This window comes from Methylorubrum thiocyanatum (assembly GCA_014138645.1).
In the GTDB taxonomy this organism is placed as follows: domain Bacteria; phylum Pseudomonadota; class Alphaproteobacteria; order Rhizobiales; family Beijerinckiaceae; genus Methylobacterium; species Methylobacterium thiocyanatum.
The window spans coordinates 322,035-348,536 of sequence record JACJIB010000007.1; the positions used below are offsets into that span (position 1 = coordinate 322,035).

31 protein-coding genes and 1 tRNA gene are annotated in these 26,502 nt (G+C 67.9%); 15 read left to right on the plus strand and 17 right to left on the minus strand.

What is annotated here, in order from left to right:
* The first annotated feature begins 40 nt into the window (after nt 1-40).
* The gene (locus tag HNR51_RS20355) at nt 41-1,480 is read left to right on the plus strand and encodes a YncE family protein (protein ID WP_108942867.1); all 1,440 of its coding nucleotides are present in this window, start codon (nt 41-43) and stop codon (nt 1,478-1,480) included.
* 49 nt (nt 1,481-1,529) lie between these two features.
* Here the strand turns inward: HNR51_RS20355 and sorB are convergent, their stop codons facing one another.
* From sorB to HNR51_RS20375, 4 genes are all read right to left on the minus strand, one after another.
* Entirely contained in the window at nt 1,530-1,850 is a 321-nt protein-coding gene (gene sorB / locus HNR51_RS20360) for a SorB family sulfite dehydrogenase c-type cytochrome subunit (RefSeq protein ID WP_174804894.1), read from the minus strand.
* A 13-nt stretch (nt 1,851-1,863) separates the two neighbouring features.
* Nucleotides 1,864-3,075 carry a SorA family sulfite dehydrogenase catalytic subunit gene (gene sorA, locus HNR51_RS20365; RefSeq protein WP_108939631.1) on the minus strand — a complete coding sequence of 404 codons (1,212 nt, stop codon included), beginning with the start codon at nt 3,073-3,075 and terminating at the stop codon, nt 1,864-1,866.
* A gap of 123 nt (nt 3,076-3,198) precedes the next feature.
* Nucleotides 3,199-3,915, minus strand: coding sequence for an anti-sigma factor family protein (locus HNR51_RS20370; protein ID WP_091950929.1), 717 nt, complete (start codon nt 3,913-3,915; stop codon nt 3,199-3,201).
* Complete coding sequence (locus tag HNR51_RS20375) at nt 3,915-4,403, minus strand: RNA polymerase sigma factor (RefSeq protein ID WP_091950927.1); 489 nt, start codon at nt 4,401-4,403, stop codon at nt 3,915-3,917. Before HNR51_RS20375 ends, HNR51_RS20370 begins: the two co-directional genes overlap by 1 nt.
* A 374-nt stretch (nt 4,404-4,777) precedes the next feature.
* On the opposite strand from HNR51_RS20375, the gene HNR51_RS20380 reads away from it, so the two are divergent.
* The 6 genes from HNR51_RS20380 to qatD all read left to right on the plus strand — a co-directional run bounded on the left by HNR51_RS20380 (nt 4,778) and on the right by qatD (nt 10,500).
* Complete coding sequence (locus HNR51_RS20380) at nt 4,778-4,975, plus strand: hypothetical protein (protein ID WP_162940498.1); 198 nt, start codon at nt 4,778-4,780, stop codon at nt 4,973-4,975.
* Complete coding sequence (locus HNR51_RS20385; RefSeq protein WP_182556145.1) at nt 4,954-5,175, plus strand: hypothetical protein; 222 nt, start codon at nt 4,954-4,956, stop codon at nt 5,173-5,175. Before HNR51_RS20380 ends, HNR51_RS20385 begins: the two co-directional genes overlap by 22 nt.
* 266 nt (nt 5,176-5,441) lie before the next feature.
* Nucleotides 5,442-7,430, plus strand: coding sequence for a Qat anti-phage system ATPase QatA (qatA, locus tag HNR51_RS20390; protein ID WP_108939633.1), 1,989 nt, complete (start codon nt 5,442-5,444; stop codon nt 7,428-7,430).
* Nucleotides 7,431-7,698: 268 nt separating this feature from the next.
* Entirely contained in the window at nt 7,699-8,310 is a 612-nt protein-coding gene (qatB, locus tag HNR51_RS20395; protein WP_162940499.1) for a Qat anti-phage system associated protein QatB, read from the plus strand.
* Nucleotides 8,307-9,683: a Qat anti-phage system QueC-like protein QatC gene (gene qatC / locus HNR51_RS20400; RefSeq protein WP_108939635.1), complete on the plus strand. Its 1,377-nt coding sequence runs from the start codon at nt 8,307-8,309 to the stop codon at nt 9,681-9,683. The genes qatB and qatC overlap by 4 nt, the downstream gene beginning before the upstream one ends.
* Nucleotides 9,684-9,702: 19 nt before the next feature.
* A complete protein-coding gene (gene qatD, locus HNR51_RS20405; RefSeq protein ID WP_108939636.1) occupies nt 9,703-10,500 on the plus strand; it encodes a Qat anti-phage system TatD family nuclease QatD in 798 nt (265 codons plus the stop codon).
* Nucleotides 10,501-10,910: 410 nt separating this feature from the next.
* Here the strand turns inward: qatD and HNR51_RS20410 are convergent, their stop codons facing one another.
* Nucleotides 10,911-11,348, minus strand: a complete 438-nt coding sequence (locus HNR51_RS20410) for a hypothetical protein (protein ID WP_162940501.1) — start codon at nt 11,346-11,348, stop codon at nt 10,911-10,913.
* 352 nt (nt 11,349-11,700) lie between these two features.
* Between HNR51_RS20410 and HNR51_RS20415 the strand changes: the two genes are divergently transcribed.
* The 5 genes from HNR51_RS20415 to HNR51_RS20435 all read left to right on the plus strand — a co-directional run bounded on the left by HNR51_RS20415 (nt 11,701) and on the right by HNR51_RS20435 (nt 15,057).
* Nucleotides 11,701-13,581: a hypothetical protein gene (locus tag HNR51_RS20415; RefSeq protein ID WP_108939638.1), complete on the plus strand. Its 1,881-nt coding sequence runs from the start codon at nt 11,701-11,703 to the stop codon at nt 13,579-13,581.
* Complete coding sequence (locus tag HNR51_RS20420; protein WP_108939639.1) at nt 13,578-14,078, plus strand: hypothetical protein; 501 nt, start codon at nt 13,578-13,580, stop codon at nt 14,076-14,078. Before HNR51_RS20415 ends, HNR51_RS20420 begins: the two co-directional genes overlap by 4 nt.
* Nucleotides 14,079-14,327: 249 nt before the next feature.
* A complete protein-coding gene (locus HNR51_RS20425; RefSeq protein WP_108939640.1) occupies nt 14,328-14,516 on the plus strand; it encodes a hypothetical protein in 189 nt (62 codons plus the stop codon).
* Nucleotides 14,517-14,572: 56 nt separating this feature from the next.
* On the plus strand, nt 14,573-14,785 hold the full coding sequence (locus HNR51_RS20430) for a hypothetical protein (RefSeq protein WP_108939641.1): 213 nt from the start codon (nt 14,573-14,575) through the stop codon (nt 14,783-14,785).
* Complete coding sequence (locus tag HNR51_RS20435; protein ID WP_108939642.1) at nt 14,785-15,057, plus strand: hypothetical protein; 273 nt, start codon at nt 14,785-14,787, stop codon at nt 15,055-15,057. The genes HNR51_RS20430 and HNR51_RS20435 overlap by 1 nt, the downstream gene beginning before the upstream one ends.
* A 199-nt stretch (nt 15,058-15,256) precedes the next feature.
* On the opposite strand, the gene HNR51_RS20440 is transcribed toward HNR51_RS20435, so the two are convergent.
* The 7 genes from HNR51_RS20440 to HNR51_RS20470 all read right to left on the minus strand — a co-directional run bounded on the left by HNR51_RS20440 (nt 15,257) and on the right by HNR51_RS20470 (nt 19,651).
* Nucleotides 15,257-15,712, minus strand: coding sequence for a hypothetical protein (locus HNR51_RS20440; protein WP_108939643.1), 456 nt, complete (start codon nt 15,710-15,712; stop codon nt 15,257-15,259).
* Nucleotides 15,709-16,086 (minus strand): L5-gp82 domain-containing phage-derived protein, encoded by a 378-nt coding sequence (locus HNR51_RS20445; protein ID WP_108939644.1) that lies wholly within the window; start codon nt 16,084-16,086, stop codon nt 15,709-15,711. The genes HNR51_RS20440 and HNR51_RS20445 overlap by 4 nt, the downstream gene beginning before the upstream one ends.
* A gap of 141 nt (nt 16,087-16,227) precedes the next feature.
* A complete protein-coding gene (locus HNR51_RS20450; RefSeq protein ID WP_108939645.1) occupies nt 16,228-16,737 on the minus strand; it encodes a hypothetical protein in 510 nt (169 codons plus the stop codon).
* A gap of 26 nt (nt 16,738-16,763) precedes the next feature.
* Nucleotides 16,764-17,000 carry a hypothetical protein gene (locus tag HNR51_RS20455; RefSeq protein WP_108939646.1) on the minus strand — a complete coding sequence of 79 codons (237 nt, stop codon included), beginning with the start codon at nt 16,998-17,000 and terminating at the stop codon, nt 16,764-16,766.
* Between the two features lie 11 nt (nt 17,001-17,011).
* On the minus strand, nt 17,012-18,616 hold the full coding sequence (locus HNR51_RS20460) for an AAA family ATPase (protein WP_108939647.1): 1,605 nt from the start codon (nt 18,614-18,616) through the stop codon (nt 17,012-17,014).
* 103 nt (nt 18,617-18,719) lie between these two features.
* Complete coding sequence (locus HNR51_RS20465; protein WP_108939648.1) at nt 18,720-19,223, minus strand: hypothetical protein; 504 nt, start codon at nt 19,221-19,223, stop codon at nt 18,720-18,722.
* Between the two features lie 53 nt (nt 19,224-19,276).
* Nucleotides 19,277-19,651, minus strand: a complete 375-nt coding sequence (locus tag HNR51_RS20470) for a hypothetical protein (RefSeq protein ID WP_162940503.1) — start codon at nt 19,649-19,651, stop codon at nt 19,277-19,279.
* Nucleotides 19,652-19,793: 142 nt separating this feature from the next.
* Between HNR51_RS20470 and HNR51_RS20475 the strand changes: the two genes are divergently transcribed.
* Entirely contained in the window at nt 19,794-20,402 is a 609-nt protein-coding gene (locus tag HNR51_RS20475) for a RusA family crossover junction endodeoxyribonuclease (RefSeq protein ID WP_182556146.1), read from the plus strand.
* On the opposite strand, the gene HNR51_RS20480 is transcribed toward HNR51_RS20475, so the two are convergent.
* The 4 genes from HNR51_RS20480 to HNR51_RS20490 form a co-directional block, all read right to left on the minus strand.
* Nucleotides 20,386-21,273: a DDE-type integrase/transposase/recombinase gene (locus HNR51_RS20480; protein WP_108939651.1), complete on the minus strand. Its 888-nt coding sequence runs from the start codon at nt 21,271-21,273 to the stop codon at nt 20,386-20,388. The genes HNR51_RS20475 and HNR51_RS20480 overlap by 17 nt on opposite strands.
* 228 nt (nt 21,274-21,501) lie before the next feature.
* The gene (locus HNR51_RS20485) at nt 21,502-22,794 is read right to left on the minus strand and encodes a hypothetical protein (RefSeq protein WP_162940504.1); all 1,293 of its coding nucleotides are present in this window, start codon (nt 22,792-22,794) and stop codon (nt 21,502-21,504) included.
* A 231-nt stretch (nt 22,795-23,025) separates the two neighbouring features.
* The gene (locus HNR51_RS27045; RefSeq protein ID WP_488168550.1) at nt 23,026-23,259 is read right to left on the minus strand and encodes a hypothetical protein; all 234 of its coding nucleotides are present in this window, start codon (nt 23,257-23,259) and stop codon (nt 23,026-23,028) included.
* A gap of 258 nt (nt 23,260-23,517) precedes the next feature.
* Nucleotides 23,518-23,588, minus strand: a tRNA-Gly gene (locus tag HNR51_RS20490).
* 131 nt (nt 23,589-23,719) lie between these two features.
* Here HNR51_RS20490 and HNR51_RS20495 point away from each other — a divergent pair.
* Nucleotides 23,720-25,210, plus strand: a complete 1,491-nt coding sequence (locus HNR51_RS20495) for an integrase arm-type DNA-binding domain-containing protein (RefSeq protein ID WP_182556147.1) — start codon at nt 23,720-23,722, stop codon at nt 25,208-25,210.
* 178 nt (nt 25,211-25,388) lie between these two features.
* Nucleotides 25,389-25,958 carry a metallophosphoesterase gene (locus tag HNR51_RS20500; RefSeq protein ID WP_239681437.1) on the plus strand — a complete coding sequence of 190 codons (570 nt, stop codon included), beginning with the start codon at nt 25,389-25,391 and terminating at the stop codon, nt 25,956-25,958.
* Here HNR51_RS20500 and HNR51_RS20505 read toward each other — a convergent pair.
* Nucleotides 25,955-26,263, minus strand: coding sequence for a hypothetical protein (locus HNR51_RS20505; protein ID WP_182556148.1), 309 nt, complete (start codon nt 26,261-26,263; stop codon nt 25,955-25,957). The genes HNR51_RS20500 and HNR51_RS20505 overlap by 4 nt on opposite strands.
* Nucleotides 26,264-26,502 lie beyond the last annotated feature (239 nt).

A 26,502-nucleotide genomic window follows, 5' to 3' on the forward strand; every position in this document is an offset into this window, starting at 1 on the left:
CGTCCCCCGTCCCGACCATCAGCGCGAAGAGACCTTCATGATGCGACACCTCATTCCGGCGACCCTGCTGCTCGCCCTCCTCGGCGGGACCGCGCTTGCGGGCCAGGCGCCGGGGCCCGCCTCGGCGCCGGACGTGCCGGTCGGCCCCCGCGACCGGTTCTACACCTCGGACCAGTTCTCCAACACGGTCTCGGTGATCGACCCAGCCGCCAATACGCTCCTAGGCGTGATCCGTCTCGGCGACACGACGCCCGCGAACCTGAGCCCGCTCTATCGCGGCCAGCTCCTGGTCCACGGCATGGGCTTCTCGCCCGACCGCAAGACCCTGCTCGCCGTCTCGATCGGCTCGAACTCGGTCAGCTTCATCGACACCGCCACCAACACTGTGCGCCGCACAACCTATGTCGGCCGCTCGCCGCACGAGGCGTTCTTCACGCCGGATGGGCGCGAGGTCTGGGTCAGCGTGCGCGGCGAGGACTACGTCGCGATCCTCGACGCGGGGACCGGCAAGGAGACGGGCCGGATCACGGTGCCAAACGGGCCCGGCATGACGATCTTCTCGCCCGACGGGCGTTACGGCTACGTCTGCTCCAGCTTCAGCCCCGAGACGGTCGCCATCGACGTGAAGAGCCGCGAGATCGTCGGGCGGATCAAGCAGGAGAGCCCGTTCTGCCCCGACATCGCGGCGACGCCCGACGGCAAGCAGGTGTGGTTCACCCTCAAGGACGTCGGCCGCGTCCAGGTGTTCGAGGCCACGCCGCCGTTCAAGGCGCTCAAGACCATCGAGACCGGACCGATCACCAACCACGTCAACATCGCGCGCACGAAGGCCGGGCAGTTCGCCTACGTGACGATCGGCGGCCTGAACCAAGTGAAGGTGTTCCGCACCGACGACTTCTCGCAGGTCGCGACGATTCCCACCGGCGCGCTCCCGCACGGCCTCTGGCCCTCGGGCGATGGTTCGCGGATCTATGTCGGCCTGGAGAATGCCGACGCGGTCGCGGTGATCGACACCGGCAGCAACGCGGTGATCGCCACCATCCCGATCGGCCAGGGGCCGCAGGGGGTGGCCTACGTCCCGGACGCGGTGTCGGAGGGAGCGGGTGCGCCGAACCTCCAGCCGCTGGGCGCGGCGGGCCAGTCGAGCACGCTGACGCTGGCCGGGCCGGATGGCAAGGCGGCCACGCAGGTCACGCTGTTCGACCAGGGCGTGTTGCAGACCCTGCAGGCGGCGGTGACGGGCCTCACGCCGAAGAAGCCCTACGTGCTGGCCCTCTCGGCCGATCCGAAGGGCGCCGGGCCGCTGGAGCCGCTGGCCGCCTTCATGACGAACCCGGTGGGCGCGGCCATCGTCAACGCCGTGGGCCCGATCCGGCAGGTGACGCAGAACGCGAACGAGGCCGCGCGGCGAAGCCTCGTCATCGTCGAGGGCAAGCCCGGCGAGACCGGCGCGACGGTCCAGACGCAGGCACCGCGCTGACGGGACGAGGGGGGCGGTCGCCGGACCGCCCCATGTTTCCAGCCGCGCCTCAGTAGGTGTCGGCGAGGTAGGCGGCGATGGCCTTGGCCTGCGCCGCGTCGATCGGCGCGTGGTAGACCTTGACCATCTTGGTCACCTCGGACTCCCAGAAGGCCGCGCCTTTGCCGGGCGGCTGCATCGCGATGTAGTCCACCGAATGGCAGACGAGGCAGTTCGCCTGGGCCGCCTCGAAGCCCTCCGCGTGCGTGCCGGCCTTCGGCGCCCGCAGCTCCGCGGTCGGCTCCGGCACCGCGTAGGATTTCGGGGCGGCGAGGGCCGCGCCGGTGGCGAGGGCAAGCGCCGCCGTCAGGGCGAGGGTGGTGCGGGTCATCGTCGTCACTCCCTCAGGCCGCGCGCACGCGGGTGGTCTCGACCACGTTGCGCAGGTACCCGGCCGGGTTCCAGCGCGGCTCCATCGGCTGGCTCGCCCCGTCGTTGGCGGTTGCCCGCACCCGGATCGCGTGCGCCCCCTGCGACAGCTCCGCGTCGAGGGTCCAGGGCCGGAAGGCGTAGGGGCCGAGATCCTGCCCGAGCCGCGCTTCCGCCCAGGTCTTGCCGTCGTCGGTCGAGACCGCCACCGACTTGATTCCCGAGCCACCATCGAAGGCGATGCCGCGCAAGGGCGTGCGCCCGGCCTTCACGTCCGCCCCGTCGGTCAGGTTGGTGAGAAAGGAGCGCACGGTGAAGCGGTTGATCGGCACGGTCTTGTCCGCCGCCTTGCCGGGTTGCGTGCAGGCGCAGTCGTTGTCGGGGATGCGATAGGCCTTCTGCATCCAGAAGCCGTCGAAGGGTTTGTCGAGCACGCTGATGCTCTCCAGGTGCTTGACCCAGTAGGTGCCGTAGAATCCTGGCACGACGAGGCGCAGGGGATAGCCGTTGAGCCAGGGCAGATCCTGCCCGTTCATGCCCCAGGCGAGCATCACCTGCCCGTCGCGGGCGTGGTCGAGCTTGAGCGACTTGGCGAAGTCCGGCGTCTCCGGGATCACCGGGCCGTCAAGGCCGGTGAAGGCGACCTCGACGGCGCCCGCCTTCACCCCGGCCTTGTCGAGCACCGCCTTCAGCGGCACGCCGGTCCATCGGGCGCAGCCCATCGCCCCGTTGGCGAGCTGCCCGCCGGCCATGCGCGGTTCGAAGAAGCCGCGAGAGTTGCCCGAGCACTGATTGACCGCGACGATCTCGGTCGTCGGCATCGCCTTCAGGTCGGCGAGCGAGAGCGAGACCTCCTTCTCGACATGGCCCTTGATCGCGACCCGGTAGGTCTCGGGGTCGATCTCGGTCGGGATGTCGGCGAGGTGGTAGCGCACGAAGAACGCGTCGTTGGGCGTGATGGCGCCCTCGTCGAACACCGAGAACGGGGTCTCCAGTTGCGGCGGGCGCGCGGTCATCTGGAGCAGCGGGCGCTTGCCCGGATAGGCCACCAGGGGCCGCTCGCCGTTGCCGAAGGGCAGCGTGGTGGTGTCGCCCGCGAGTGCCCGCAACGACGCGAAGCTGCCGCCGCCGAGGCCCGCCAGGGCGGTGAGACCCGCCCGCCTGATGAGATCGCGTCTGTCGAGCATCCGATTCCTCCCCGGTTTCGCGCGTGACTCCGGCGACCGGGCCCGCGACGTGCGGAGGAGGAGACGCACGTCGCCCCCGGTCTATTCGCGGCGGGTCGAAATAAATTCCGCGGCCCGCGCCGGTCAGCCGGTGCAGGGGCGTTCAGAGAGGCCGGTGGCCCGGTCCAGGGCGAGCCGCAGGCGGTCCGTCTTGGTCGGTTCGGTGAGGAGCACGGCCGCCTCGGCCAGCAAGGCGAAGCGCTCGGCCGGCACCGTCTCGGACAGGAGGACGTAGCGGCGCCCCTTGCTGTCCCAGCGCGCCACACGCAGGTCGCGGTCCCCTTGCGCGATCTCGAGTCCGGCCTGCCCGCGCGACGGCCTGCTCCAGACGGCGAGCCGGCAGCCGTGACGCCCCTCGTAACCGGCAAGCCGGCCAGCCGAACCGTCACCCTCGGACAGGTAGACCAAGCGGAAGCCCGCCGCCCCGAGATCGAGGGGGAAGCCGTTCAGGCCGCCCGCGGGCTGCATGGCGTTCGCGGGTGCGCCCGCCGCACTCCAGGCCATGAAGGCCGCGCGCGCGGCGTCGGCCGGCGGGCGAGACGACGGGGCCAGCCAGCCGGTGCCGACGAGGACGACCAGGGCCGCGGCGCACGCCCATCCGAGGGAGGCGCGGGCCATCGGCGCGCGCGGGGGCGGCACGACCGCAGCCTTCACCTCCCGTTTCACCCCCTGCTTCAGCCGGGTCAGGGTCGCGACCCGCGCGGCCAGGACCGGATCGCGGGCCAGCGTCTCCGCGACCGCGCGCCGGTCCTTCGCATCAAGTTCCCCATCGACGTAGGCATTGAGGGTCTCCCAGCGCATCACGGCCCCTCGCTCCCATCGGACGGCTCGGCGATCCGGTGCAGCATGATCCGCCTCGCCCTGTGCAGACGGCTCATGACCGTGCCGACGGGAATGCCGAGCCGTTTGGCGGTCTCCCGGTAGCTCAGGCCTTCGACGTCCACGCAGGTCACGACCTTTCGGCAGGGTGCATCGAGGGTGGCGAAAGCCTGGCGCACGGCGATGGCCTCAATCAGGCGGTCGTCGAACCCTTCGTCGGGCCAATCCACGAGATCGTCCTCGCGGCGGGTCCGGTTCCGGCGGAGCCGATCGATCCAGGCGTGGCGCACGATCCGGAACAGGTAGGCGCGGGCCGCCCGCGGTTCGCTCGGCGTCGTCCCCGTCGAGAGCGCCTTGAGGGCGCTCTGCTGCATCAGGTCGCGCGCGGCGTCGGGCTCCCGCGTCAGCGTCAGCGCGTAGCGGAACAGGCGCGGCCACGCTTCGACGAGGTGCTCACCGATGGACCGCATCCTGATGTGTCATCCTCCCCGCACTCCATAGCACATCGATGCATGTCCACACAGAGTCGCAACGGTCGTCGATGGTTGTGGATGTCGGGAGGCCTTACACCTCTGCAGCGCTACTCGGAGCGTTGCTGTTGCTGAACAATCGATTGCAAGCTCGTATGTCTGCTTTCAGGCATTGTGAGGATGCGGTTTTAAGACCGGGGTGGGCGCGAAGCTGAATGTCCGGTTCCGGGTATCGAGTTGATGTCCGCTCATGGCGCGAAGCCGAACGAACTAAGGTGTGACTTCTACATGAAGGCGGCCTCCGTGGTTGGCGGATCGCGCGGCGCGGGCGCAGAGACCGGTTCCGGGGCGGCCGCCTGCGCGCCGGCCCTGAGGTGGTCGACCTCGGCCTGGTGCGCAGCGGCCTTGGCCTCTATCAGGTTGGCATGAGCAAGGGTGTCGTCGCGGAGATGCTCGTTCGCCTCTTGCTCGTTGGCAGCAAGGTCAGCCTTGGAGAAGCGCTAATTGGCCTGCTCGATGTGCGCCTGCTCAAGATAAGACCTATCCAGGCATGCGTGTCCCCAGGCCGCTGATGCTCCGGCCGCACCTGAACGACACCAGCAGCCACGATCTTGCCGCCGAGACTCTGGCCCTGACCAAGATGAACTGGAACTCGACCCAGTTCGACGGTGCTTCTCCCATAACCCTGCAGGCTGCCCGGCGGGTCGGGCGCATCCTCAAGCACGTCCCCCAAGGTTTCGACGTCCAGGGCGACTACCGCTACTTCATCTGACACGACCGAGGGTGCAAAGCCTGTAAAAGGTGTCGCTTCCCCTAGCGGCGAGGCGACCTGCATGAACTACGTGGCCATCCATCGAACACCACGTCCGCACGCCCGAGCAGACCCCGCTCGCCGTACCCAAGAGCCACTATCGGCCAAGGCGGAACAAAAGGTGATTTTGACATGCAACCTTAACGTTTCATAAGTCGTTAAACCCTTCGACACGCTCACCCATTGTTGGCCGCCCGAAAAGGCCCAGGCTGAGCGAGGGGGATGCAATGACGGCAGCATCGACGCCATCTCTCGGCTACCTGAGCGACGTCGAAACCAAGGTCGACCTACTCAATAACGAGGCCATCGCCAAGACCATCGTCCGCTTAATCAGCGAGAAGTCGGAGCACGCGATCTCCGTGGGCGTTCACGGCGATTGGGGTGCCGGCAAGTCCAGCGTCCTGGAGATGGTCGCAGATGGGCTATCGAAGGATGGGAAGGTCCTCTGCCTCAAGTTCAACGGCTGGCAGTTCCAAGGCTTCGAAGACGCCAAGATCGCCCTGATCGAAGGGGTGCTCCTGGGCCTCATCGAGAACCGGTCCCTCTGGTCGAAGGCGACGGACGAGGTCAAGGAAGCCCTCAAGAGCGTCGACAAGCTCAAGCTCGCGAAGAAGGCGGGCACCCTGGCCTTCACCGCTGTCACCGGCATCCCGGCATTCGGCTTCGACGAGCTGCTGGGCTCGGCGGTCGAGTGGGTGAAGGAGAAGGCAACGAACAGCGAGGAGCGCGATCAGGCCCTTAAGGAGATCCAGGACCTCAGGAAGGAGGGTGGCGACGAGGAGAAACCCGAAGGGAGGTTCGAGAAGGGCTACAGCGTCCCGAAGGAGATCGGCGACTTCCGGAAGTCCTTCAAGAAGCTGATCGCGAAGGCCGGGATCGAGCGGCTGGTCGTGCTGGTGGACGACCTCGACCGGTGCCTCCCCGCGACCGCCATCGAGACCCTAGAGGCGATCAGGCTCTTCGTGTTCCTCGACAAGACCGCGTTCATCGTGGGCGCCGACGAGGGCATGATCGAGTACGCCGTCCGCAAGCACTTCCCCGACCTGCCCGACAACCAACCCGCCAACGGCTATTCGCGCGCCTACCTGGAGAAGCTGCTTCAGGTGCCGTTCAGGATCCCGGCCCTCGGCGACACCGAGACCCACATTTACGTGACGCTTCTCCTAGTCGGCGGGACCCTGGGCGAGAATGCGCGCGAGTTCGGCGCCCTGATGGCGCTGGGCCGGGATGCACTCTCCAAGCCCTGGGACACCGAGGTCTTCACGCCGGAGGCCGTCAGGACCGCGCTGGGAGCCACTTACGACCGAGTTTCCGAGGTCGTACTCACCGCCGACCAAATCAGCCCGGTCTTATCCGCGGGGACCAAGGGCAATCCCAGGCAGGTCAAGCGCTTCCTGAACGCGTTGACGCTCCGGCTGGAGGTGGCGAGGGCGCGGAACTTCGGCGACGCGATCAGCCAGTCGCACCTCGCCAAGCTGATGCTGGCGGAACTCTACCTGCCTGAGGCCGTGTTCTCTCACATCGCGACGACCGCGGCGAATGCCCGCGACGGCATCTGCCCCGAGCTCGCCGAGATCGAGGCGTTCGCGGACGGTGAAGGCGATGCCAGGCCCCCGGCCGGCGCAAGTGGAGACGGGGGCGACGACAGGACCGGCTCGATCGTGGCCGACTGGAAGATGCGCCCCGAGGTCATCCGTTGGGCGAAGGTGAAGCCCGCCCTGGGCGCCACCTCCCTGAAGCCGTACCTGTTCGTCATCAAGGACAGGAAGAACTTCGTCTCCGGCTCGGCCCCTCTTCCGGAGAAGCTGCGCAAGCTCGTGGCCAAGCTCTCGTCGGGGGAGATGGCCGCGCAGTCCGCCGCCGCCGAGGTCAGGACCTTGGCGCCGCCGGAGGTCAGCGAGGTCTTCAGGGAACTGAGGGCGCGGGTGATCTCATCGAGCTCCCTAGAGCAGAAACCGGATGCCTTCCACGGGGTCGCCGTGCTCACGACCGAGCACGCCGGCCTACAGGCCCAATACGTCGAGATGCTCAACGACCTGCCGGTGGACAAGCTCGGCTTTTGGGCCGCGACGGGCCACACCATGGTGAAGGAAGAGCGGGTCAAGGAGAGGCTTCGGGCGCTGCTCACGCGCTGGGCGGCTTCCAGCAACCTTCGGCTGAAGCGGGCGGCGGCCACCGCCCTGGCACCTCCGAGGGCTGCGAGAAGGGGGGCTTGAGGTGGGCACCTCCACGCCCTTCGGGGGCGGCAAGAACGGGAATCCCCTGATCCCGAGTTGGGTCGAGGGAGGCGCCGGCGGTAGCGACGCGGGAGGAGCCGGGCCCGCCCCGTCGGGAGCGGGCGGCCCTCCCCCCGGCGCAGGCGAGCCAGGACCGGGCCAGCCGCAACAGGGTAAGGACCCACCCCTTCGCTACACCGGCCCGCGGTCGAGTTTCACCTGGTTCACGAAATCCGGCGGGAGCGACCGGCGGGCGCTCGGCAGGGCCGTGTCCTCCTACGTGAAGCGGACGGGCGGCGGAGCGACCTCGACGTCGCGGCGGATGGCGGCGGAGCGTTCGGCGGTATCCAGCCTGGCCGACGTGCTGTCTCGGGCCTCCGCGGCGCCGGGAGGCATCCGCGAGGTCGTCCGCACGCTCAACTTCGGCGATCTGGCCGACCGCCCGATCCAGGACATCTACGCCGCGCTCGTCGACCACATCTGTCCACCGGACGGTGACCTGGACGACGCCCACGCCCGTGAGGCTTACCTTGAAGCGGTGAACGAGGTCATGCAGGACCAGCCGCCCGACTTGGAGAAACCGTCGGCCGAGACGGTCAAGGACATCGTCGGCAAGTTCATCGCCAATGCCGTCAACCAGCGCATCGTCACGGCCATCGGCACGGGCATGATCACTCTGCCGGCGAACCCCGACGAGATCCGCGCCGTCGAGAAGGGGCTCAAGGACTTCGTCCGCGGCTGCGTCGCCGAGGCGATGGAGGAGTTCGGCGGGGACTTCCGCGAGGCGGACCTGAGGCCGGAGATCGACGCCATCTTCGAGCGTGCCGCGGAGGTTCTCGGCGACCGGGGCGATGAGGCAGCCGAGGGGGCGGACGAATGACGCGACACGCGCTCGTGGGGCATTTCGGCCCCTCCGACCAGTATGATCCCCCGGTCGAGGACGGCGTGGCCCATGCCCGGCTCGATCTGGTGAATGGCAACCGACAGCTCCAGCACAGCATTGGCCAAGCCCTCGACGACCTGCGGGAATTGCGCGTGAGGCCGACCGAGGTCGGGGTCGACCTCATGGTGGTGGCCGTGCTGGTTCACGCCCTCGACACCCGCGTCAGCCGGGCGGCCAACGCGCAGGACGCGTGGACCCGCGAGTTGCGGCTGGAGGTTCCAGTGTCCGATCCCGCCCGATGGCAAGCTGCTGCACCTGTGCTGGAGGGGATGCTGCGCTTCCTGACGGGCGACCATTGGGAGGCGCGCTTCCGTCCCCGGCCGCAAGCGTTCGCCAGCGTCTCACCCGCCGCCCTTCCGAACGTCGATGCCCCCGACTTCGATGGCGTCTCCCTTTACTCGGGCGGCCTCGATAGCCTGATCGGGGCCTTGGACACCCTGGCCGGACATGCCCACCCGCTCTTCGTGAGCCACCGGGGAGACGGCGCTGTCAGTGGCCCACAGGGAGCGCTGTTCCAGGCGATGGTGGACGCCGTCGCAGGGGCACGGCCCACGAACCGGAAGGGGCCGCTGACAGGGCTGCGGTACTCGCTGGCCTTCAAGCGTGGGCTGATCGCCGGCAGCGAGGACTCGACGAGGGGGCGGTCGTTCCTGTTCCTTGCGCTAGGTGCATTCGCGGGCTCCGGGCTCACGGGGCCATTCGACATCCGCATCCCGGAGAACGGACTGATCGCACTGAACGTGCCGCTCGACCCCACGCGGATAGGCTCCAACAGCACGCGGACGACGCACCCGTATTACCTTCGCCGCTGGAACGACCTCCTGCGTGCCGTGGGTATCCCGGGCACCGTCACGAACCCGTATTGGGATTGTACGAAAGGCGAGATGGTGGCGGGATGCGCCATGCTTGGCATCCTGCGGGACCTGATACCGCTCTCGGTCTCGTGTGCGCATCCCTCGGTCAAGCGGTTTAACCGAGATGGCAAGAACCATTGCGGCACCTGCGTCCCATGCATCATCCGGCGGGCCGCCATCGAGGCGGCCCTTGGCACCGGGAACGACCCGACTGGATACCGCTGTGAGGACCTCACCGCCCAACCGCTCTCGGCGAAGAAGAAGGATGGAAAGCAGATCCGCGGGTACCAGTACGCACTCGACCGGCTTTCCCGCGACCCGGGGCTTTCCCGCATCCTCGTCCATAAGCCGGGGCCGCTGCGCGAGGATGTCGCGAACCTCGACGGACTGATCGGCGTCTACGAGCGTGGTATGAGGGAGGTCGGTCGCCTGCTGCAGGGCGTCACAACCTCCTAGCGACGATGCCGGAACGAACGTGACGGGGCGCCTGATCGACTTCCACTGCCACTTGGACCTCTACCCGGACTTCGAGAGGTTGGTCGCGGAGTGCGACCGCGAGGGCGTCTACACCCTCGCGGTGACCACGACGCCTGCCGCCTGGCGGCGGAACCGCGACCTCGCCGCGACCACCAGATACGTCCGAGCCGGGCTCGGTCTCCACCCGCAACTCGTAGAGGAGCGGTGGCGGGAAATCGACGTCTGGGAACGCCACCTGCCCGAGGCCCGCTATGTCGGCGAGGTCGGGCTCGACGCAAGCCCCCGCCACTACCGCAGCCTCGACCGGCAGAAGGACGTGTTCGGGCGCATCCTGAAGGCATGCGCCTCGGAGGGCGGGAAGATCCTCTCGGTCCATTCCGTGCGAGCCGCGCGCCAAGTGCTCGAAATGGTCGAGGAGCACCTGCCGCCCTCAAAAGGGACGGTCATCCTCCACTGGTTCACGGGCTCCGTGGCCGAGGCCGCACGGGCCGCCGGCCTCGGCTGCTTCTTCTCGGTCAACAGCGAGATGCTAGCGACCGAACGGGGGCGGAAGCTGGTTAGGGGCCTTCCGGCCGACAGGCTGTTGACGGAGACCGACGGCCCTTTCACGGCCGAGGGCGGCCAACCCCGTCGGCCCTCCGACGTCGAGCGCGCGGTCACCAGGCTGGCTGAGGCACTTCAAGTTCCAATCGAGGAATGCCGTGTGAACCTCCTGGTCAACCTGAAGGCACTTTCATCGGGTAGCCCCACCAACGCACAGGTTCGCTCCGAAGGTGCCACTGCGAAGCTCGCCTGACGGCTTTCGGGCTACGGTCGCGCCGTCACCGCGCGGCGTCGATCCACGCGACCTCAGGACGTCACGGCAGCGCACCAACCCTGGGGTGACGCGCCACCCCCGGGGGGGGGCCGTCCGGTCCCTTAGCTACGCATCAGCCTGCGGAAGCGGTCGCGCCGCCAGCGCTCGGCGTCAATCCGCTCGGCCATGAAGGCGTCAATCGCACGCGCCCACGCGTTAACGGCCTTGGTCAGGCCCCGCACCGCGGCCTGCGAGTTCCCGTGCAGTGCCTCCTCATGCCGGTCGCACATCTCCTCCGAGATCGCGCCTCCCGTGAGCTTGACGGACCGGGCAGGACGAAGACCTCGGCGAACGGCGGCGGCTCCTTGAGGAAGCCCAACTTCATCCGCCACTTCTCATCGGTGATGTCCCTACGCCTCGCCGGGGCTTGGGAGGAACTGCGCAAGCCGCTCCAGGACGCGCTTTCGGGCGGCGTCGAAGGCCGTCTGTCCCGCAGGGCGGCCGCCGGAGCGGATGTAGCCGGCAACCGCAATGACGTCGGCTACGTCGACCTTCGGGTTGGCGATAGCGAGCGGGCCGGCCGCGGACCGGCGGATACCACCCATCCGGACGAAGGCACGCGCCAGGTCTTCGTCGATGCCGGTGGCGCCCGGCTTCCCGAGGGCGGCCTGCAGCCGGTTGCGCTCAGCTCGTAGGGACGTGACCTCGGCCTTTAGGGCGTCGAGTTCGGCGACGCGAGCGGCCTCGGTCTCGCGCTGCCGCTCGCGCCACTCGCGGGCACGGTCGGCGGCGGCGATGCGGCGGCGGGCGGCGGCGGACGTCTCGCGGGAAGGGGCGGTGTCGGTCATGGGGACCATCCTGCTTCTCGACCATGCATCCCACCAGGTGCGTCGCGAGGATCGAATGGCCTTTCCCGGGGCACGGTTCGTGCTCGTCCCACGTCAAACCCTTGCGCCCGTCCGGAATTCCTACGATCCCGTCCCGCGTCCGCGAGCCCTTACGGTTCGACCGGGTCAATAACTATGCTCCCCCGAAGGGGGAGTCTCTGGGTCCTCCTCTTAGAACGGGACGAGCCGTCCCACCCGTTTGACCTGTGCAGTCGTGAGCTGCACCATCCCCATGCCGGTCGATTTGCGCGGCGCCGGGGGTTCGTGGGCAGGGGTGCCTCGCGAGCCTCTCCAGACGGGAGATGCTTCGAACTTGTCCGACACCATCCTCGCCCCGGAAGGGGCACAGGCGGCCCGCCCTGGGCGTTTCAGCGCGTTCGATAGCCCGCTCGGCTACCGCCGCCAGCCGACGGCCGTGTTCGAGCCGGGCCTCGCCGACCTCAGAACCGAGAACATGCGCGGGCCGTCCTACGCGGCCATGCTCCACCCCCACGACACGCGCGGCGTCGTCGTCATGGCCTACCGCGACACGTACACGAAGCGGGACGGTACGCGGGGGTACAAGACCGCCAACGGCGGCGCGACGGGGGACGAGCTCCGCAGGGTCGTAGACGTCCTGGAGCCGTTCTCCATCACGATGAACTCGTTCCGGCGCGACCCGAAGGACCCGGACGCGCACCGGCTCTCCCCGTGCAAGGCGACCTGGAACCTGGCCGGGCTGAACGCCTGCTGGGTCGACCTCGACTACTACAACCGCGTGGCCTGGCGCGGGCGCCCGCCGGAGGAGGTCGCCGCCGCGGTGGTGGAGCGGTGCGAGGACCTCGGGTGGCCGATGCCGTCCTACGTCCTCGCCAGCGGCCAGGGGCTGCTCGTGTCCTGGCTCCACACCCGGCAGTCGCCCTCGGCCCTGCCGGTCTGGCTAGCCATGCAGAAGCGTATCCTGACCGAGTTCGACGACTTCGGGCCCGACCGCGGCGCCTCGAACCCGACGATGGCGTTCAAGCTCCCGGGGGTGCAGAACGAGAAAAACTCGGTGCCGGCCCGCATCGTCTGGCCGACGACGTTCGGGGACCTTGAGCGCTACGCCTTCGACGTCTTGCGGGCGGCGGTCCTGCCGTACACGCCCCAGCAGGTCGCCGCGCACCGGAAGACCCAGGCCCGCGAGCGCGCCGCCAAGGCGGAGAAGCGGGCCGCCAGGAAGGCCGCTGGGATCGTGGTGCCTCCCCCGAAGCTGACCTACGAGACGTTCGCGCGGGCCGTCCACCGGGACCTCACCAGACTGTTTGAGCGCCGTTTCCGGGGCCGTCCCGTGCACCGCGGCGAGCGCGACCTGTGGCTGTTCTCGCTCGTCAAGGCGGCCGCATGGACGATGACCGTCCGCGAGCTCGAAGCGGAGGTCGACCGTCTGGCGCCCCTCTGCGGCCTATCCAAGCGGGAGGCCCGGGGATATGCGAAGGCCGCCGTCCGCAAGGCCCAGCGCGCCGCCTCAGGACGCATGGACCCGCGCGGCGGGGGCAAGGTCAGCGACCCCCGGTACAAGCTGAACCCGCGGCACCTCGTGGGCGACCTCGGCGTGACCGTGGCCGAGATGAAGGACAAGGACCTCGACCTGCGGGTTCTCCTCTCCGACGGCGTCAAGCGGGAGCGGGAGGCGGCGCGGTCGCAAGGCCGCCGCAAGGCCGCCGGGGCCAAGCCACGCGACGCGACGCAGGCCGCGCGCCTCGCCCTCGGGCAGCGGGCCTTGGCCAAGCGTGCAGCAGGCATGACCGTTGCCGCCGTCGCCGCCGAGGAGGGCGTGTCGGTCGCGCAGGTCGAGAAGGCGCAGCGCGAAGCCCGGCAGGTCGCCGCCATCGGCAAGCCCGCGGCCAAGGCCAAGCCCGGCCGTCCCCGCAAGCCGTCGAGGCGGACGGGGTTCGACAAGGCCGCCCCGCGCCCCGCCAAGACCCGCCCTGAAAACCCTTACGGTTCGACCGGGTCCATTGACGCGTGCGCTCGCGGTGACGTCGGGGCCGGTGCTGTTGTGGCTAGCCCGGTCGAGGGCTATGATGTCCTTGTTCGGAGCATTGCACCCCATTGTGACGACACCGACGCCCGCTCGGCCCTTACCGGCCCGGCGGGCGTCATCGTTTCCGACGAGGCTTACGCCGACGTCCCGGACTTCCTGCGGCACCTGCTCCCGGGAGGCGAGGCATGAACCGCCCCCTCGTCATCGACCACGTCAGCGACGACCTCCTGCGGCACCGCGCCCTCCAGGCTGCCCGCAAGCGCGCCCTCGACGCCTGGTACGGGGGCGCCAAGCCGGCCAACCCCCACGGTCGCCGGCAGTACCGCTACGGGCGCGTCACCTACCTCACTGAGAACCACGCGCCGCTCCCGGCCCCGCCCGCCGCGGCCGCCGCGGCCGCCGGCCATGCTGCCCTGCGCATGATCTTGAAAGGATGGCGCGGCGAAGGCGAGTACGCCGCCCTGGGGGCCTGGGACGACGAACGGGGCGGCGCCTCGCGTCGCGCCCTCGTCTCGGCCGGGCAACTGCTCGCCGGCGAGCCCGACGACGATGCCCGGGAGCGTGCGGACAGCCTCGTGATCCTCGCGCTCGGGCCACCCAGCAGGGACCTCGACGGGGCGCGCGTGCGGCTGATGGCCCTGCCGGCGCCCGCCCCGTGGTCCTGGGAGGCCGCGGCGCGCGTCTGAGGCTGACGCGCCCCGGGGACGGGCTGCCAAGGTTAGGCGAGCCCGTCCTTCCGACGTCTGCATGGTTTCGACCGCGCAAAGCGACGCGGTCGCGCACGATCCTGTTGCGCTCCCCTTTGCGAATCCGGGTCGCGCGCGCAGCGTTCCTGCATAGATCAAACCGCCGCCCTTGGCGTTAGCGCGCCCCCGAACCGGCTGGACGACCCGCGCAAGCGCCGCTCGCCGTCGAGCCTGAGCGCGCGGGTCGCGATGGCGAACGTCATCGCCCCCATCGTCTCCCGGATGACGACCGAGCAGGTCCGCGTGGCCCTCGGCGACAGCGTGGGCAACATCGGCCAGCTCCGCCGGGACCTCAGCGACATCAAGAGCCGCTGCCCGGACCGCCTGCGCCGGCTGGGCTTCGAGCGCCTGTTCTGGTTCTGCGATTGCCTCGGGTAGGACCCGATCCTCGCCATGCAGGGCCTCGTCCTCCCCAAGGCCGGGGCGGTGCACTAATGGGCGCGCCCCGGGCTCCCCACCGCGACGCCGTGCTCGACGCCTGGTCGTCCCGGCCCGACGCGTCCGCCACCACCATCGACGCCGTTCTCGGCCTCTCGCGGAAGGCCGTCTACTGCGTCGTCGCCACCGCCCGCGCCGAGGGCGACCTTCGCGCCGTCGTCCGCGGCAAGGGCTACCATGCCTGCCAGCCTCCGCGGGGGGACGCCTGATGGTCCCCGCGAGCCGCCTCTACTTCAGCCTGGTGAAGATCGGCGACGAAACCTGCCGGGCCGTCCCGGACGGGCACGAGCTGACGGCGACCGCGTCCGTGGCGCGGGTCTCCGGCGACCGGCTCCTGTTCTTCGTCCCGGTCGCGACCGAGACCGAGTTCTACGCCGGCTGGGAGCCCGAGGACTACCAGCGCGCCAACGCCCGCCTGCACCGCACCCTGAGGCACCGTCTGCGCGAGTTCCGGCTCCATGCCGAGCGGGACGCGGACTGATGCGCCGGAAGCCCCTTGCCGCCCTGATCGGGCTCGCCGCGGTCGCCGGCGCCGTCGCCTCGGTCGCACGGCGGCCCATCCCGTCACCGCCAGCCCCAGGGCGCACAGCGCCAGCGTCGTCGCGAACGTCCTGTCCATGCCAAGGTCCTCCGCCGGGGATGATCGGGGATCCCGTGCCTAGCGCCAGGGCACGAGGGCCTCAGTCGCCCGAAGAGACGTCGCCCGCGCCGGAGGGGCACGGCCCGGCCATCGCCACCGTCACGTCGAGGCCGTCCTGGCGCGTGACGGACCAGACGCGTAGCTGGCGCTCTCCGTAGCGGCCGCCGCCGCCCAGGGGCGTCCATGTCCCGCCGAGCCCGTCCCGGTCGCGCCACGCCTCCCCGGGGGCCTGGAGCTCGATGCGCTCGCGGCCTCGCGCGTCGACGGTCCCGCACGTCACGGTCGTCGTCCAGCGGTCCCGGCCCGCGGGGGAGGCGTAGACCCGAGCGAATCCCGCGCGGCCACCAGCGACGGGCCCGCGCACGGACATGAGGAAGCGGTCGCCGGTCGAGGGGAAGGGCTTCTCCTTCGGCGGGATGGTCGCGGCGTAGGCCGTGGCGATGACGGGGATGACGACCGTGCGGATGGCGACGTGGTCGAGGAGGGTCGTGATCACTGGTGGGTCTCCGGGGAAGGGGTGGGGGCGAGGGCCCAGGCGGTGCCGTCCGGCTCGAACCAGACGGCGTCGGCGGAGGTGACGATCTCGTCCGTGTCGCGGCGCCGGAAGCCAGGCTCGGTCGGCCGGTAGCCGATGCGGATGGCGTCGGCCGGCCGGGCGCCGTCGGACAGGGTGCCGACGATGGTCGCGACGACCTCGCGACGCGCCGCCGCCTGGCAACGGAGGCGGCCGGCCTCGCTCGCGCGCATGACGCACCCGGCGAGCGCCAGGGAGGGGCGACGGTCGACGACCAAACGGCCGCTGCGGATGGACCAGACGCGGCGCGCCCGGTTCCAGAATACGTGCACGGGTGACGGGTTCTCGGTGGTCATGGCGGGCGTTCCGGGAGGGGCGGGACGGCGGCGCGGGGGGACGCGCCGGGGATGGAGGAGCCGGGCTGGCCGGGTCGGGGCGCGCACGAACGCGCGCCCGGGATCGGCCGTCCTATTCGGGCGGCCGCGGCGGAAGCGGCGCTACGCGGCATTGCGGTCGTCCGGCTCGTCGTCCTCGAAAGGGCCATCGGGGACCATGGCCAGGTACTCCTCCATGGCCTGGTCGTATTCGTCGCCCTGCTCCTTCATGTGCCACGCCGGGTTGGGCGTCGGCAGATGCAGCCGACGCAAGGGCTGGGGCGGGCACGGCGGCTGCTGAACGGGCTTCTGGCGCACCGCTTCGCGAACGGCAGGCCTGGTGGCCTCGTCATGGGCATGCAGCGGGGCCTTGCGGGATGCCTCGTACTCGGACTGCGCGATTTCGAGCGCGGCCTGGGCCGGCGGCATCTGCCCGCGGACGGCCAGCCGGATCGCGCGGACGACGCGCTTAATGTGCGCGCCCGCCAGGAGCTCGCAGATCATGCCCGCCCGCGCGGCGGCGTCGATGCGATGAACGGCGTTGGCGGAGAGGGCGTAGACCGCCTGCAGTGCTTCGCAGTCTGCGGACGTGACAAGGGGCGCCCGCCGCCGCTTCTTGTTGGGTTCGGCCATGGTTTTCTCCTTGGGTGGGAAGGTCGTCAGGCGGGGTCGCGGCGCGATCCCGAACGGGTGAGGGAGCGGGCGAGGCGGCCCGCGTCGGCGGCGGCCGCCTCGGCGTCGAGCTCGCCGGCGGCCACGCGGGCCGCCATGTCGGCGACGACGCGGACGCCGTCGGCGAGAAGGGCGTCGTCGCCGGCGCGGGAGAGCGCCGAGGCGAGCAGCACGCTGCTGACGCGGAGCTGGCCCGCGTGGCTGGGTGGCTGGAGGAGCGTCACGGCGAACCGCCTCAGTGGCGGGGCATCGCCGCGGGGCCGCTCTCGCGGCTCCGGAGACAGATCTCGACGAGGCGGCGCAGGCGGCGGATCGAGCCCCCCCGCCAGGCGTCGGCCAGGGCCGAGAGCTCGTCGCCGTCGAGGTCGCCGAAACGCTCGTCCTGCCCGGTATCCCGGCAGACCGCCCGGGCCAGCCGGGGCGCCAGGACGCCGAGGTGCTCCGGACCGGGCTCCGGGACCCGAACCAGACGCATGCGGTCGCGAAGGGTCGCGGGCAGCGTGTCGTCGTTCAGCGTGCAGACGTAGACGAGCCGGCTGACGTCGATGGGGTGAAGGAGGAACTGCGAGTGCCAGGCACGTGCGGTCGAATCCTCCCAAACGCCATGCAACCCATCGTGGAGACGCCCCCCGTTGGAGTTGCGCGAACCCGAGGCCTTTTCCAATTCGTCAACCATAACGCCGGCCGACGTCGCCATGGCCTTCGCCAGGGCATCCTCGGGGATGCCCAGGTGGCCCGAGACCCACCTTGCGGGGGTGCCCAGGAAGGAGTTCTCACTCGCAGCGTCTGCGTTGTAGCGGACGAGGTGCAGGCCGCTGCTCGTGACGAGCTCCGCCGCAAGGGTCGACTTCCCGCAGCCGGTCGTGCCGACCAGCCCGAGGACGGCGCCGCCGAAGTGCTCCCGGTTGCCCTGGAGTTCGCGGAAGGCCTCGATGGCCTCCCCTGCCCAAGGGAACCCCTCCTGCCGCTCCCGCGCCCAGGCCGCCCAATCCCGCGGGACCGGGACGTGGCGCAGGTGCGCCCCCAGGGCCGGCCCGAGGGCAGCCTTGATGTCCCGCCTGTGGTCGGGCTTGTGCCGCTCGATCATCTCCGCTGGGAAGATGACCGCGCCGGGTTCGACAGGCTCCGCGGCCTTGGCGAACGGCTCGGCCTTGGGACGCGGCCGCGGCGGGGGGCCCTGACGCCAGCGGACGATGCCCTGGCAGTCCTCGTTCTCCTCCTCGACGTCGAGGGGCGCGGCCGCCGCGGCCGGCATGATCCCGGGCAGGTGCTCCAGCCCGAGCGCGAGGGCGTGGCTCATGGCGAGGCATAGCCCGCGCGGCGAGAGTTCGGAGGCCAGGAAGCAGGGGTGCAGCGGCGTCAGCAGGCTCAAGCCGTGCGCCACGTAGTGCATCGCGTCGCCCGGCGGCGACATCCGCGCGAGCTCGATGGCGCGGTCGTGCGCGTACTGGCGCGCCTGCCGCATGCCGAGCGCGAGAGCGTAGAAGGCGAGGCGCCCGAGGATTTCCGGCAGGCCGGGGCGGTCGAATCCGTCCTCGTCGGCGAGGACCTGCTCGCCGAGGTGGAGATGGTCGACGAGGCGCCGGCCAAGGAACGCCTTGGCCTCCGGCGTTTCACCGGCGGCCAAGCAGTCGGCGAACGTCCGCGCGACGCCGGCGAGGAACTCGTCGACGACGCGGTCCGTCGGCGTGTCGCCGGCAAAGTCGAGCTTCGGTCCGATGGCGCGCGCGTGGCGGACCCATGCGGCGCCGTCTTGGGCGATACTGTCGTTGATGAGGGATGCGGTGCAGGCGTAGAGCTCGCGCGTCGGCGCGAAAGCCGCCCTGGGGGGCTTCTTCATTCCGGGACACTCCGATGGCCCCAGTGACGGCAAAATACCGAGCCGGGACGAGCACCCCTGATAACGCCTACCTGTTAACGGGACATTACCGCCTGAAGGATCGTCATCCGAATCCATCGCGGTTGCGCAAGCTCCTGGGCCTGCGGACGCTGCGCAGGATGTCGGCGGCTTTGCCCGCGGCGTCCTCCGCGCGGTCTAGGGCTACTCCTAGATCGCCATAGCCGTCGCCGTACCGGTCGGCGTAGGACGCGATGGCGACGAGGAGCCCGCCGATGCCGTCCGCGTCGGAGTGGGTGGCGGCTTGGCCGAGGGCCAGTAGGACCGCCGGGTGGAGCCCTTGGCGCTCGATGCGGTCGCGTTGCGTCGTGCGCTTGTTGAGCCCGAAGGCGGCCGGCAGCGCATGCGTCCAGCCGCCCGGCCAGACTTTCATCCCGGCGCGATCCACCGCGGCGACCAGGGCGTGGTTGACGACGTCGCGTTCGAGCGGGATCGGCTCGCCCTCGCCGACGAGGAACGGCTGACGCTCGGGGTCGTAGGCGAGTGCGAGGTGGCCGACGAGCCCGACGGCGGTCCATCCCTCGGGGCGGGGCCAGAGCTCCGGGTCCACGTACTGTAGTGTGATCTCCATGGCGCCCGGGATAGCACGGCCAGGGTCTGGCGCTAGCGCTCCGTCGCGTGCGCGTCGCACCGGACGCCGGGCCCGGGGATGCGCGGCCGGCCGGGCGCGCCGCAGGCCTCGCACGTCTCCCGGCTGCGGTCGCGGGCGCTGTCGACGACGCGCCCGGCGACGGCGTAGGCCTCGTCCGTCCACGCCTCCCGGGGGCGCACGCCGAGCCGCAGGCCGGCCCCGTGGTCCCGCACGGCGGTGACGACGACGGGATGCCCGGCCAGCGCCGCCAGCGCCTCGTCGATGATGGGGCGCCACCCGGTGCCGGCCCAGACGCTCGCGTCGGGCGCGAGCAGGTCCGCTTGGCGAGCGGCGAGGTCCTCGGCGGGGATGCGGGTGATCTCCATGGCGCCCGGGATAGCACGCATGGCGTTGTCGAGGTGTGCCGGAGCGGGGTAGTTGGTCAGTTTGAATTTTTGTCTCCCACGAGGCATGCGGTAGCATGGCGCGATTGATGCGGAGCTACCTATGGGCATAATCCACGCCAACAAACGGAGCATCAGCTTCCGATTGAACGATGCCCCACTTTCAAAACAAGGCAAGAAGCAGCGGCGGGAGGGCTTACTTAAATCAACCTCTGAAGAACTCAATAAAATACCATTTTTATTTTCGGACGATGTTGAGATTACTATCGAATTGTTTCTCCATGAACAAAATCGCTACGAAACCGACAGATCCGCTGACATAGATAACGTAGTAAAGCCGTTACTGGATGTTATGACAGGCCCAAATGGCCTGATGATTGATGACAATCAGGTGCAAAGTATTCGTAATTTTTGGGTAGATACCGATGAGTCAGAGCATGCCATCGTCACAGTCAGCCCACTGCTGGAAGGCACAGTGCAAAAGGGCGGGCTTGTGTTCGTCAATATGTGGAAGCAGATGTATTTTCCACTGAATGAAAAGCTGCCGCCAAAGGCGGTAAGTTTGTTCCTTGACGCTCTAAGCGGTCATATAAAGACAAGAAACTATCTTGAGCAAAATGGAGCGGACTATAATACTCTAAGAAGAATGCTCCCTATTCAGCGCTTGTTTCACAAAACTCGGATTACGGCATTTAATGTGAAAAGCTTCGACGAAATGCGCAATCTTTTCCCAACGACTAAACCGGATGTCTAACAGATTTCTTATAGGAGCCACGCTTCGCTGGCCCCGCATCTCTTGCCTCGACCAGCGCCACAATATCGCTGATTTCCCAAAGCCGGTCGGTGATGCCCGCCGCCATCGCAGGGCTTACCCGCAGCTTCGCGTGGACTCGGACAAAGTTGTAATACATGAAGTGCAGCGCCACGGCGTAGGCGTGGTTCTCCACCTTCTTAGAAAATGCGTTCGTGAGCCGGGTGAAGCGGCGCATGTGCATCCGCATCGTGAGGTTCTGGCGCTCCACGTAGGACGTGGAGACGTGCTCAGGATCGGGCTGGCCTTCGATCTGACGCTTGATGGCGCCCGTGCAGATCGGCGGGCTGTAGCGGCCCTGTTTGGCCTCAGGAGCCGTGCCATAGGTCTTCTGTAGGACGGCGAAATCGATGTCCGCGCCGAACGCGCCCTCAACGGCTTCGAGGTACGGCTTGTGCCCATCGGACGTGAGCTGCACCCGGCCTTTCAGCCGATCCGCCACGTCGAGCATGAACGCGTTAGCGTACTCGGCGTCCCGGCCGCCGACGAGGTAGGCCAGCACGAGCTTGGTGTCGGCATCAATGGCCGTCCACGTCCACACGTCGCCAGCATCGTCCGGCGACGCCTTGGCGGTCGCTACGTTCTTCTGCTTGCAGTGGGTGAAGGCCCAAATCTCATCGACCTGCACCCGCTTCGCTTGAACGCCCCGAACGTGCTCGTCGTGGTAGGCGGCGCACGCTTTGCCAGCGTCCACGAGCAGCTTCGCAATCGTGTTCTTGCTGATGTCCGTCGTCCGCACCACCGCGCGGATCGACATGCCCTCACAGAGGAGGTGCAGGACGCGCGCACGGTCGGCCGAGGAGAGCTTGTTCATGGCCCTCCTTCAATATGACCCTTATGCTTGTCTGTCAAGCAGAATGGGTCAATTTCCTTACCGCGCTTCGCAGCTCGTTGCGATGACGATCCATGACGCTTTTTGTTGCAAGCTCAGCGTCAAGCGACGCAGAGACGGACGGCTTGTCAAGAAATGTCTGCAGATCACGCGGAATTTCCACAGCATTCTCATCCTTAGTGCCCGTTTTGAGAAGCTTTGCCGTCATTACTAATTCTCCGCTTGTTTATATCTCCGCGCAAAGAACCGAGAGTTTAGCTCCGGCGGGAAATAGTGCTTCCTCTTTACCCAAACAAACCCCTCTGACTTTGATATAACGGCAACATCAACATCACCACCAACTGACTCTTGCTCCCTAGAAACCTTGCGCTTAAGCGAGGTAAGCTCAATGAGTGCACGGGCCATATTGGCAAGCTCTTGTTTTGGCATGTGCCTAATCATATCGAAGATAGGCTTGGTGTACTCTTTTTGCTTGTACGCTTCGAGCTCCTTCAGCTGGTCGGCCTTGATTTTTTCTATAATTGACACAACGGCCGCCGGGAGGCCAGTGCCCGTTGAAGTGCTACCTGTGAATGCTGCAATAAGTTCCTCAGAAATCTGCTCAATTGATTGTTTTATGATTTCCTGGCTAAACTCGTAGAGCTCCGGATCAATGCCGTGCATGAAGCGGTCGATCATATCACTTTGAGCAAATCCAAGAGCCTCAGCGTGGGGACCGCGGCGACCTACATCAACCGATGCCCCTTCTACGTACTTCAAATTGTTGCCGATTATTCCTTCCATTTCAAATCGTTCTAAGGACGGGCACCTTTCGTCGTCGCCAAACCCCGCAATAACGACGCCACTGCTGTAAGATGAAAGGTGCTCACACGATAAAGCCATAACCACTAACTTATGAAGAGCTTCCCTTGTTTTCTGACTTGGAACTATTCGATTAAAAAATAGCGACACAGCTCGATTTATCGAAGGGCCGTAATCAGCCTCAATCATTCCGATATACGCCTTGGAGGCGTAGGGCAATCTTTTCAAGACACCAAGTTCATCTGTTTTTTCTTTTATCACCCCCTGAGCTATAATATTATTTTTGCTCTTCAGGTACTTACCTTGGCGGTCTATCTCCTGATAAATTTTTTCATCGATTTTTTGGGTGAGCTCCTCAATGATATCAGCAGTAATCATGAGCACGATTTGATCTTTATCAGGCTTGTCTACCGGCACTTTCCCGGACAGGTATTTTATAAAGTCATCTTTATAATCGACTATCTTGGGAAAAGTGTCTGTACTCAACTGTCGTCGGTATTCTTTAATGATTGTCTCGAGGGGTAGGCCCATAAAATCAAGCCTGCCGTAAATCATTATTCCTACTGGAGCAGACTCATGTAGTTCAAATATCTTGCTGACGCTATTGTAGATTTTTGCCGACGCACCTCTGCCAATTGTTACGGCGCTATCCGCAGCCAACGCGACAGCAGACTTATTTAAAACCGCAATTTCAGCTGTCATCTTTGCGCCACCTTGCGGCGGCGGCCTGACGAGCGATACGCGAGCGTTCTTCGGGCGATAGACTCTCAGCCCGCGCTCTTCCTCCCTTCAAGCCGCCGCTTCGTGCGAACTCGGTTGCGGGAGAGACTGGAACAGCATTCTCAGGTTGTCGAGTCGATTGTTCATCGCCCGTCACTGCATCCACGATGAACTTGGCGAGCTGGTTGGGATCGCGGGGACGCCTGGGAGTGGTCATAGCAGCGCGTCCGGGTGACGGGTTTGGGTGCCGGCGAAATTGTAGGCGAGCTTGCAGCCCGTATGCGCAACGAGATGCCCAAAGTGCGGTTTGCCGCCGACGCCAGTCCAGGGCGCAACAGCCCCGTGGCAGGCTGGGCAGCGGAGGGGTACTCCGCTCAGCGACGTGGCTTCAGCCGGGCTGACTGGCGTCCAGGCTTCGCCCTGTTTTGCTTCGGCTTCCAGTATCATTCCCCGACCATGCCACGGGCACCCGCCGGGACCAAGGCCGGGTCAAGCGAGGCGGATTTCAAACTGACCCACTACCCGGAGCGGCCTCCGGTCCCTCTTCGCGGGTGCGTGACGAGGGGTTTGCCATCCCGCATGCCGGGGAAGATCGCCCTCGAATCGGCGCGCCGCAAGGCCCGTGCATCTGGTCTGATGGTGGTACGCTGGTGGTACGCTCGGTTTCTGGCGTACCACGGTCCCCGGCTAAGTGCTTGAGGGGATTGGAGCGGGCGATCGGGATCGAACCGACGACATTCAGCTTGGGAAGCTGATAAGTCTACTTCGCGCCGCGCCGGCTGATCTGTCTATCGTTAACCCTGGCCTTGATCGATATAGCCTTTTCCCGCCTCTCGGTAGCCCGCACCGTTGCGCCGCCCCCCAAAGCCGGGCGTGGTATCCCCGTGGTATCCGGGCTGACGATCGAATGGCGACGGCGAATTCCAGGGGCTCCTACGCGGCGCGCGAGCGGACCCGCCTCACCCAGCAGCACGTGGCGAAGGCCCGGCGCCTGATCGCCGGTGACGCTCTGCAGGGCCGCGGCCTCGACCTCGCCGACACCGAATGCCAGGGCCTCGTGCTGCGGGTGACGCGCCGGTCCGGGACCTGGCTCCTCAAGCACCGCGCCGGCACGGTCCGCCTCGGGGACATCGAGGCGCTGGCCGTCGACGCCGCGCGCGTGGCCGCCGACCGGGCCCGCCTCGCCCTGAAGGAGGGCCGGGACCCGAGCGTGGACGCGCGGGTGTTCGAGGCGGCGCAGGCCCGGGGCATGTCCATGGAGGACGCCCTCGACGCGGCCTATCCAGTCGAGGTCGAGGTCCAGTCCGACGAGGACCGGCTCCGGGACGGGCCCTGGCAGTGGGGCGACCTCATCGACCAGTTCCTCGCGGCGAAGCTCCCGACCCTCAAGCCCCGCTGGTCGGCGCAGTTCGAGCGCCACTTGCTCCGGGCGGCGGAGGGCCCGCTGCGGCACCGGCTCGTCGCCTCGCTGGCACAGCGGGACATGCTGGCCGTGCGCGACCGCGTGGCGAAGGCGCGGACCCTGAGCGCCGCGGCCGACACGGTCGAAGCGGTGAAGGCGTGCCTCTCCTGGGGCAAGCGGTTCCACGGCCACCTCACCGGCCTGCGGGGCCATCCCTGGTGGCAGGACGAGCTTGAAGTCGAGTGGGCCTCCACGCCCCGGGACCGGACGCCGACCCTGGAGGAGCTCGGCCGCACGCTCGCCCTGGCGGAGCGGCACAAGGCGCTTGGCGCCACCGGCAAGGAGACGGCGCCCGGCATGCTCGCGGCGCTGTGGGCCGTCGTCCTGACCGGGCAGCGGGCCGGCGCCCTGACGGGCACGCTCCGGAAGACCGTGAGGCCGTGGCCGGAGCGGCCGGGCTGGGAGATCTGGTCGTGGACCGCGGCCGAGATGAAGGGCGGCCGCCCCCACGCGGTGCCGGTCCCGCCCGAGGCGCTGGCCGCCATTCGGCGTCACCGGACCGACCCGACGAGCCCCCACCTGTTCCCGAGCCGCCTGCCGGGCAAGAGCGTGACGCCCGTCGGCATGACGCAGTGGTTCGATCGGATGCAGGGGAAGGAGAAGGCGACCAAGGGCGGGGGACGGACGGGGCGCCCGGCCGGCGACTTGTTCGCCCAGCACGACATCCGCCCGTGGACGCCCCATGACGTGCGCCGGACGCTCGCCGCCTATCTCGACATGGAGCGGCTCGGCGGGGCGGCGTCGGCCATCCTCGCGCACCGGCCGCCGTCGGTGAAGGGGGATCCCGGGCAGGAGCGCGAGCTCGCGCAGGCCATCACCTTGCGCCACTACATCCACTCGCAGCGCCTCGACCTCAAGGCGGAGGGGATGTCCGCCTGGGTCGCAGCGATCCTCGCCGCCTACGAGGCGGAGGCGGCCGCCCTGCATAGCTCGTGAAGAATTTGCCCCGGATCCGATAACGCTAGGCCCCCGGCCAGGGGTTCAGTAACCCGGCCGTGCCACGGTGGCGATTCCTGTCCGAGGTCCCGATGCGAAAACCCGCGCCGCTCCCGCTCATCCCCGTCCCTACGGAGGCGTGACGCCGCGCGCGCAGCCTCCCGATTAGAGGCTGCCCGTGACCACCTTCTTCTGCGCCGACTTGCACCTGGGCCACGCGACACTGCTGACGAGCGCCGTCGCCAGGCCCCGCCCGTTCGCCTCCATCGAGGAGCATGACGAGGCGATCATCTCCCGCTGGAACGCGACCGTCCGGCGCGCCAGCGACGACGTCTACGTCCTTGGCGATTTCGCCCTCGGCCTCGATGCCGCCGCCCTGGAGCGCGCGTTCCGGCGCCTGCGCGGTCGCAAGCACCTGATCATCGGCAACCACGATGCCAAGCGGACCATCCGCCTGCCGTGGTCCTCGAAGCCGGCGGACCTGCGCCGTATTGCCGTCGACGCCGGCGGCCATCGGTACGACGTCACCCTCTGCCACTACCCAATGCGGGCCTGGAACAGGATCTACCATGGGGCGATCCATCTGTTCGGGCACACGCACGGCAGCCTCCCCGGCACCCGGCGGTCCTGCGACGTCGGCGTAGACGTCTGGGACTTCCGGCCGGTGACGCTGACCGAGATCCTCGACGCCATGGCGCTCGCGAACACGTGGCCCGAGGAACTCCAGGGCATCGAGGACCGTGGCTAGATCCCCTCCATCGCAGGCGCGTCATCGCCATACTCGGCGAACCGCCCGAGGCGCCCGCGGGCCCGCTCCTCGGGCGGGTTGAGGATGACGTTCACGGCCTCCTGCAGCGATGGGTAGACGTAGAGCCGGGTATCGTGCCCCGGGGGCGCGACGAGCATCCACGGCCGGTGCGGGCCGAGGATGTGGGGGCCGATCCCCCGCACTCTAGGCCCCAACGGCCACTTGGAGATCAGCCACGGCTTGTCGGTGCCGGAGCCTATCAGGATGACCTCCCAGCCGTGCGTGTGATCCCGTTCACTGTCCATATGCCTGAGAATGGGCTTGTACAGAGGGTGATTGATCCAGTTCTCATGGCACCGCGGATCCCCCCAGACCGGGATCTTGACCCTCTGGCCGGCGATCTCGACAGACGTCGCCCGCGCCGGTGCAAATGAAATCCGCGCCATCCTGTCCTCCTCTTCCAGGAGGACAGGCGTATCAGGGCCGCATGAATCGACCCGGCGCGAATCGCGTCAAATGCCGGTCGCGCCTTTCACGTCCCGTT

Bases quoted from the DNA above. Each gene is read 5' to 3' on its own strand.
- HNR51_RS20355 (WP_108942867.1), top strand. From the start codon at position 41: ATGCGACACCTCATTCCGGCGACCCTGCTGCTCGCCCTCCTCGGCGGG.
- sorB (WP_174804894.1), bottom strand. From the start codon at position 1,850: ATGACCCGCACCACCCTCGCCCTGACGGCGGCGCTTGCCCTCGCCACC.
- sorA (WP_108939631.1), bottom strand. From the start codon at position 3,075: ATGCTCGACAGACGCGATCTCATCAGGCGGGCGGGTCTCACCGCCCTG.
- HNR51_RS20370 (WP_091950929.1), bottom strand. From the start codon at position 3,915: ATGCGCTGGGAGACCCTCAATGCCTACGTCGATGGGGAACTTGATGCG.
- HNR51_RS20375 (WP_091950927.1), bottom strand. From the start codon at position 4,403: ATGCGGTCCATCGGTGAGCACCTCGTCGAAGCGTGGCCGCGCCTGTTC.
- HNR51_RS20385 (WP_182556145.1), top strand. From the start codon at position 4,954: ATGCGTGTCCCCAGGCCGCTGATGCTCCGGCCGCACCTGAACGACACC.
- qatA (WP_108939633.1), top strand. From the start codon at position 5,442: ATGACGGCAGCATCGACGCCATCTCTCGGCTACCTGAGCGACGTCGAA.
- qatC (WP_108939635.1), top strand. From the start codon at position 8,307: ATGACGCGACACGCGCTCGTGGGGCATTTCGGCCCCTCCGACCAGTAT.
- HNR51_RS20410 (WP_162940501.1), bottom strand. From the start codon at position 11,348: ATGACCGACACCGCCCCTTCCCGCGAGACGTCCGCCGCCGCCCGCCGC.
- HNR51_RS20420 (WP_108939639.1), top strand. From the start codon at position 13,578: ATGAACCGCCCCCTCGTCATCGACCACGTCAGCGACGACCTCCTGCGG.
- HNR51_RS20425 (WP_108939640.1), top strand. From the start codon at position 14,328: ATGGCGAACGTCATCGCCCCCATCGTCTCCCGGATGACGACCGAGCAG.
- HNR51_RS20430 (WP_108939641.1), top strand. From the start codon at position 14,573: ATGGGCGCGCCCCGGGCTCCCCACCGCGACGCCGTGCTCGACGCCTGG.
- HNR51_RS20435 (WP_108939642.1), top strand. From the start codon at position 14,785: ATGGTCCCCGCGAGCCGCCTCTACTTCAGCCTGGTGAAGATCGGCGAC.
- HNR51_RS20445 (WP_108939644.1), bottom strand. From the start codon at position 16,086: ATGACCACCGAGAACCCGTCACCCGTGCACGTATTCTGGAACCGGGCG.
- HNR51_RS20450 (WP_108939645.1), bottom strand. From the start codon at position 16,737: ATGGCCGAACCCAACAAGAAGCGGCGGCGGGCGCCCCTTGTCACGTCC.
- HNR51_RS20460 (WP_108939647.1), bottom strand. From the start codon at position 18,616: ATGAAGAAGCCCCCCAGGGCGGCTTTCGCGCCGACGCGCGAGCTCTAC.
- HNR51_RS20470 (WP_162940503.1), bottom strand. From the start codon at position 19,651: ATGCGTGCTATCCCGGGCGCCATGGAGATCACCCGCATCCCCGCCGAG.
- HNR51_RS20480 (WP_108939651.1), bottom strand. From the start codon at position 21,273: ATGAACAAGCTCTCCTCGGCCGACCGTGCGCGCGTCCTGCACCTCCTC.
- HNR51_RS20485 (WP_162940504.1), bottom strand. From the start codon at position 22,794: ATGACAGCTGAAATTGCGGTTTTAAATAAGTCTGCTGTCGCGTTGGCT.
- HNR51_RS27045 (WP_488168550.1), bottom strand. From the start codon at position 23,259: ATGATACTGGAAGCCGAAGCAAAACAGGGCGAAGCCTGGACGCCAGTC.
- HNR51_RS20495 (WP_182556147.1), top strand. From the start codon at position 23,720: ATGGCGACGGCGAATTCCAGGGGCTCCTACGCGGCGCGCGAGCGGACC.
- HNR51_RS20505 (WP_182556148.1), bottom strand. From the start codon at position 26,263: ATGGACAGTGAACGGGATCACACGCACGGCTGGGAGGTCATCCTGATA.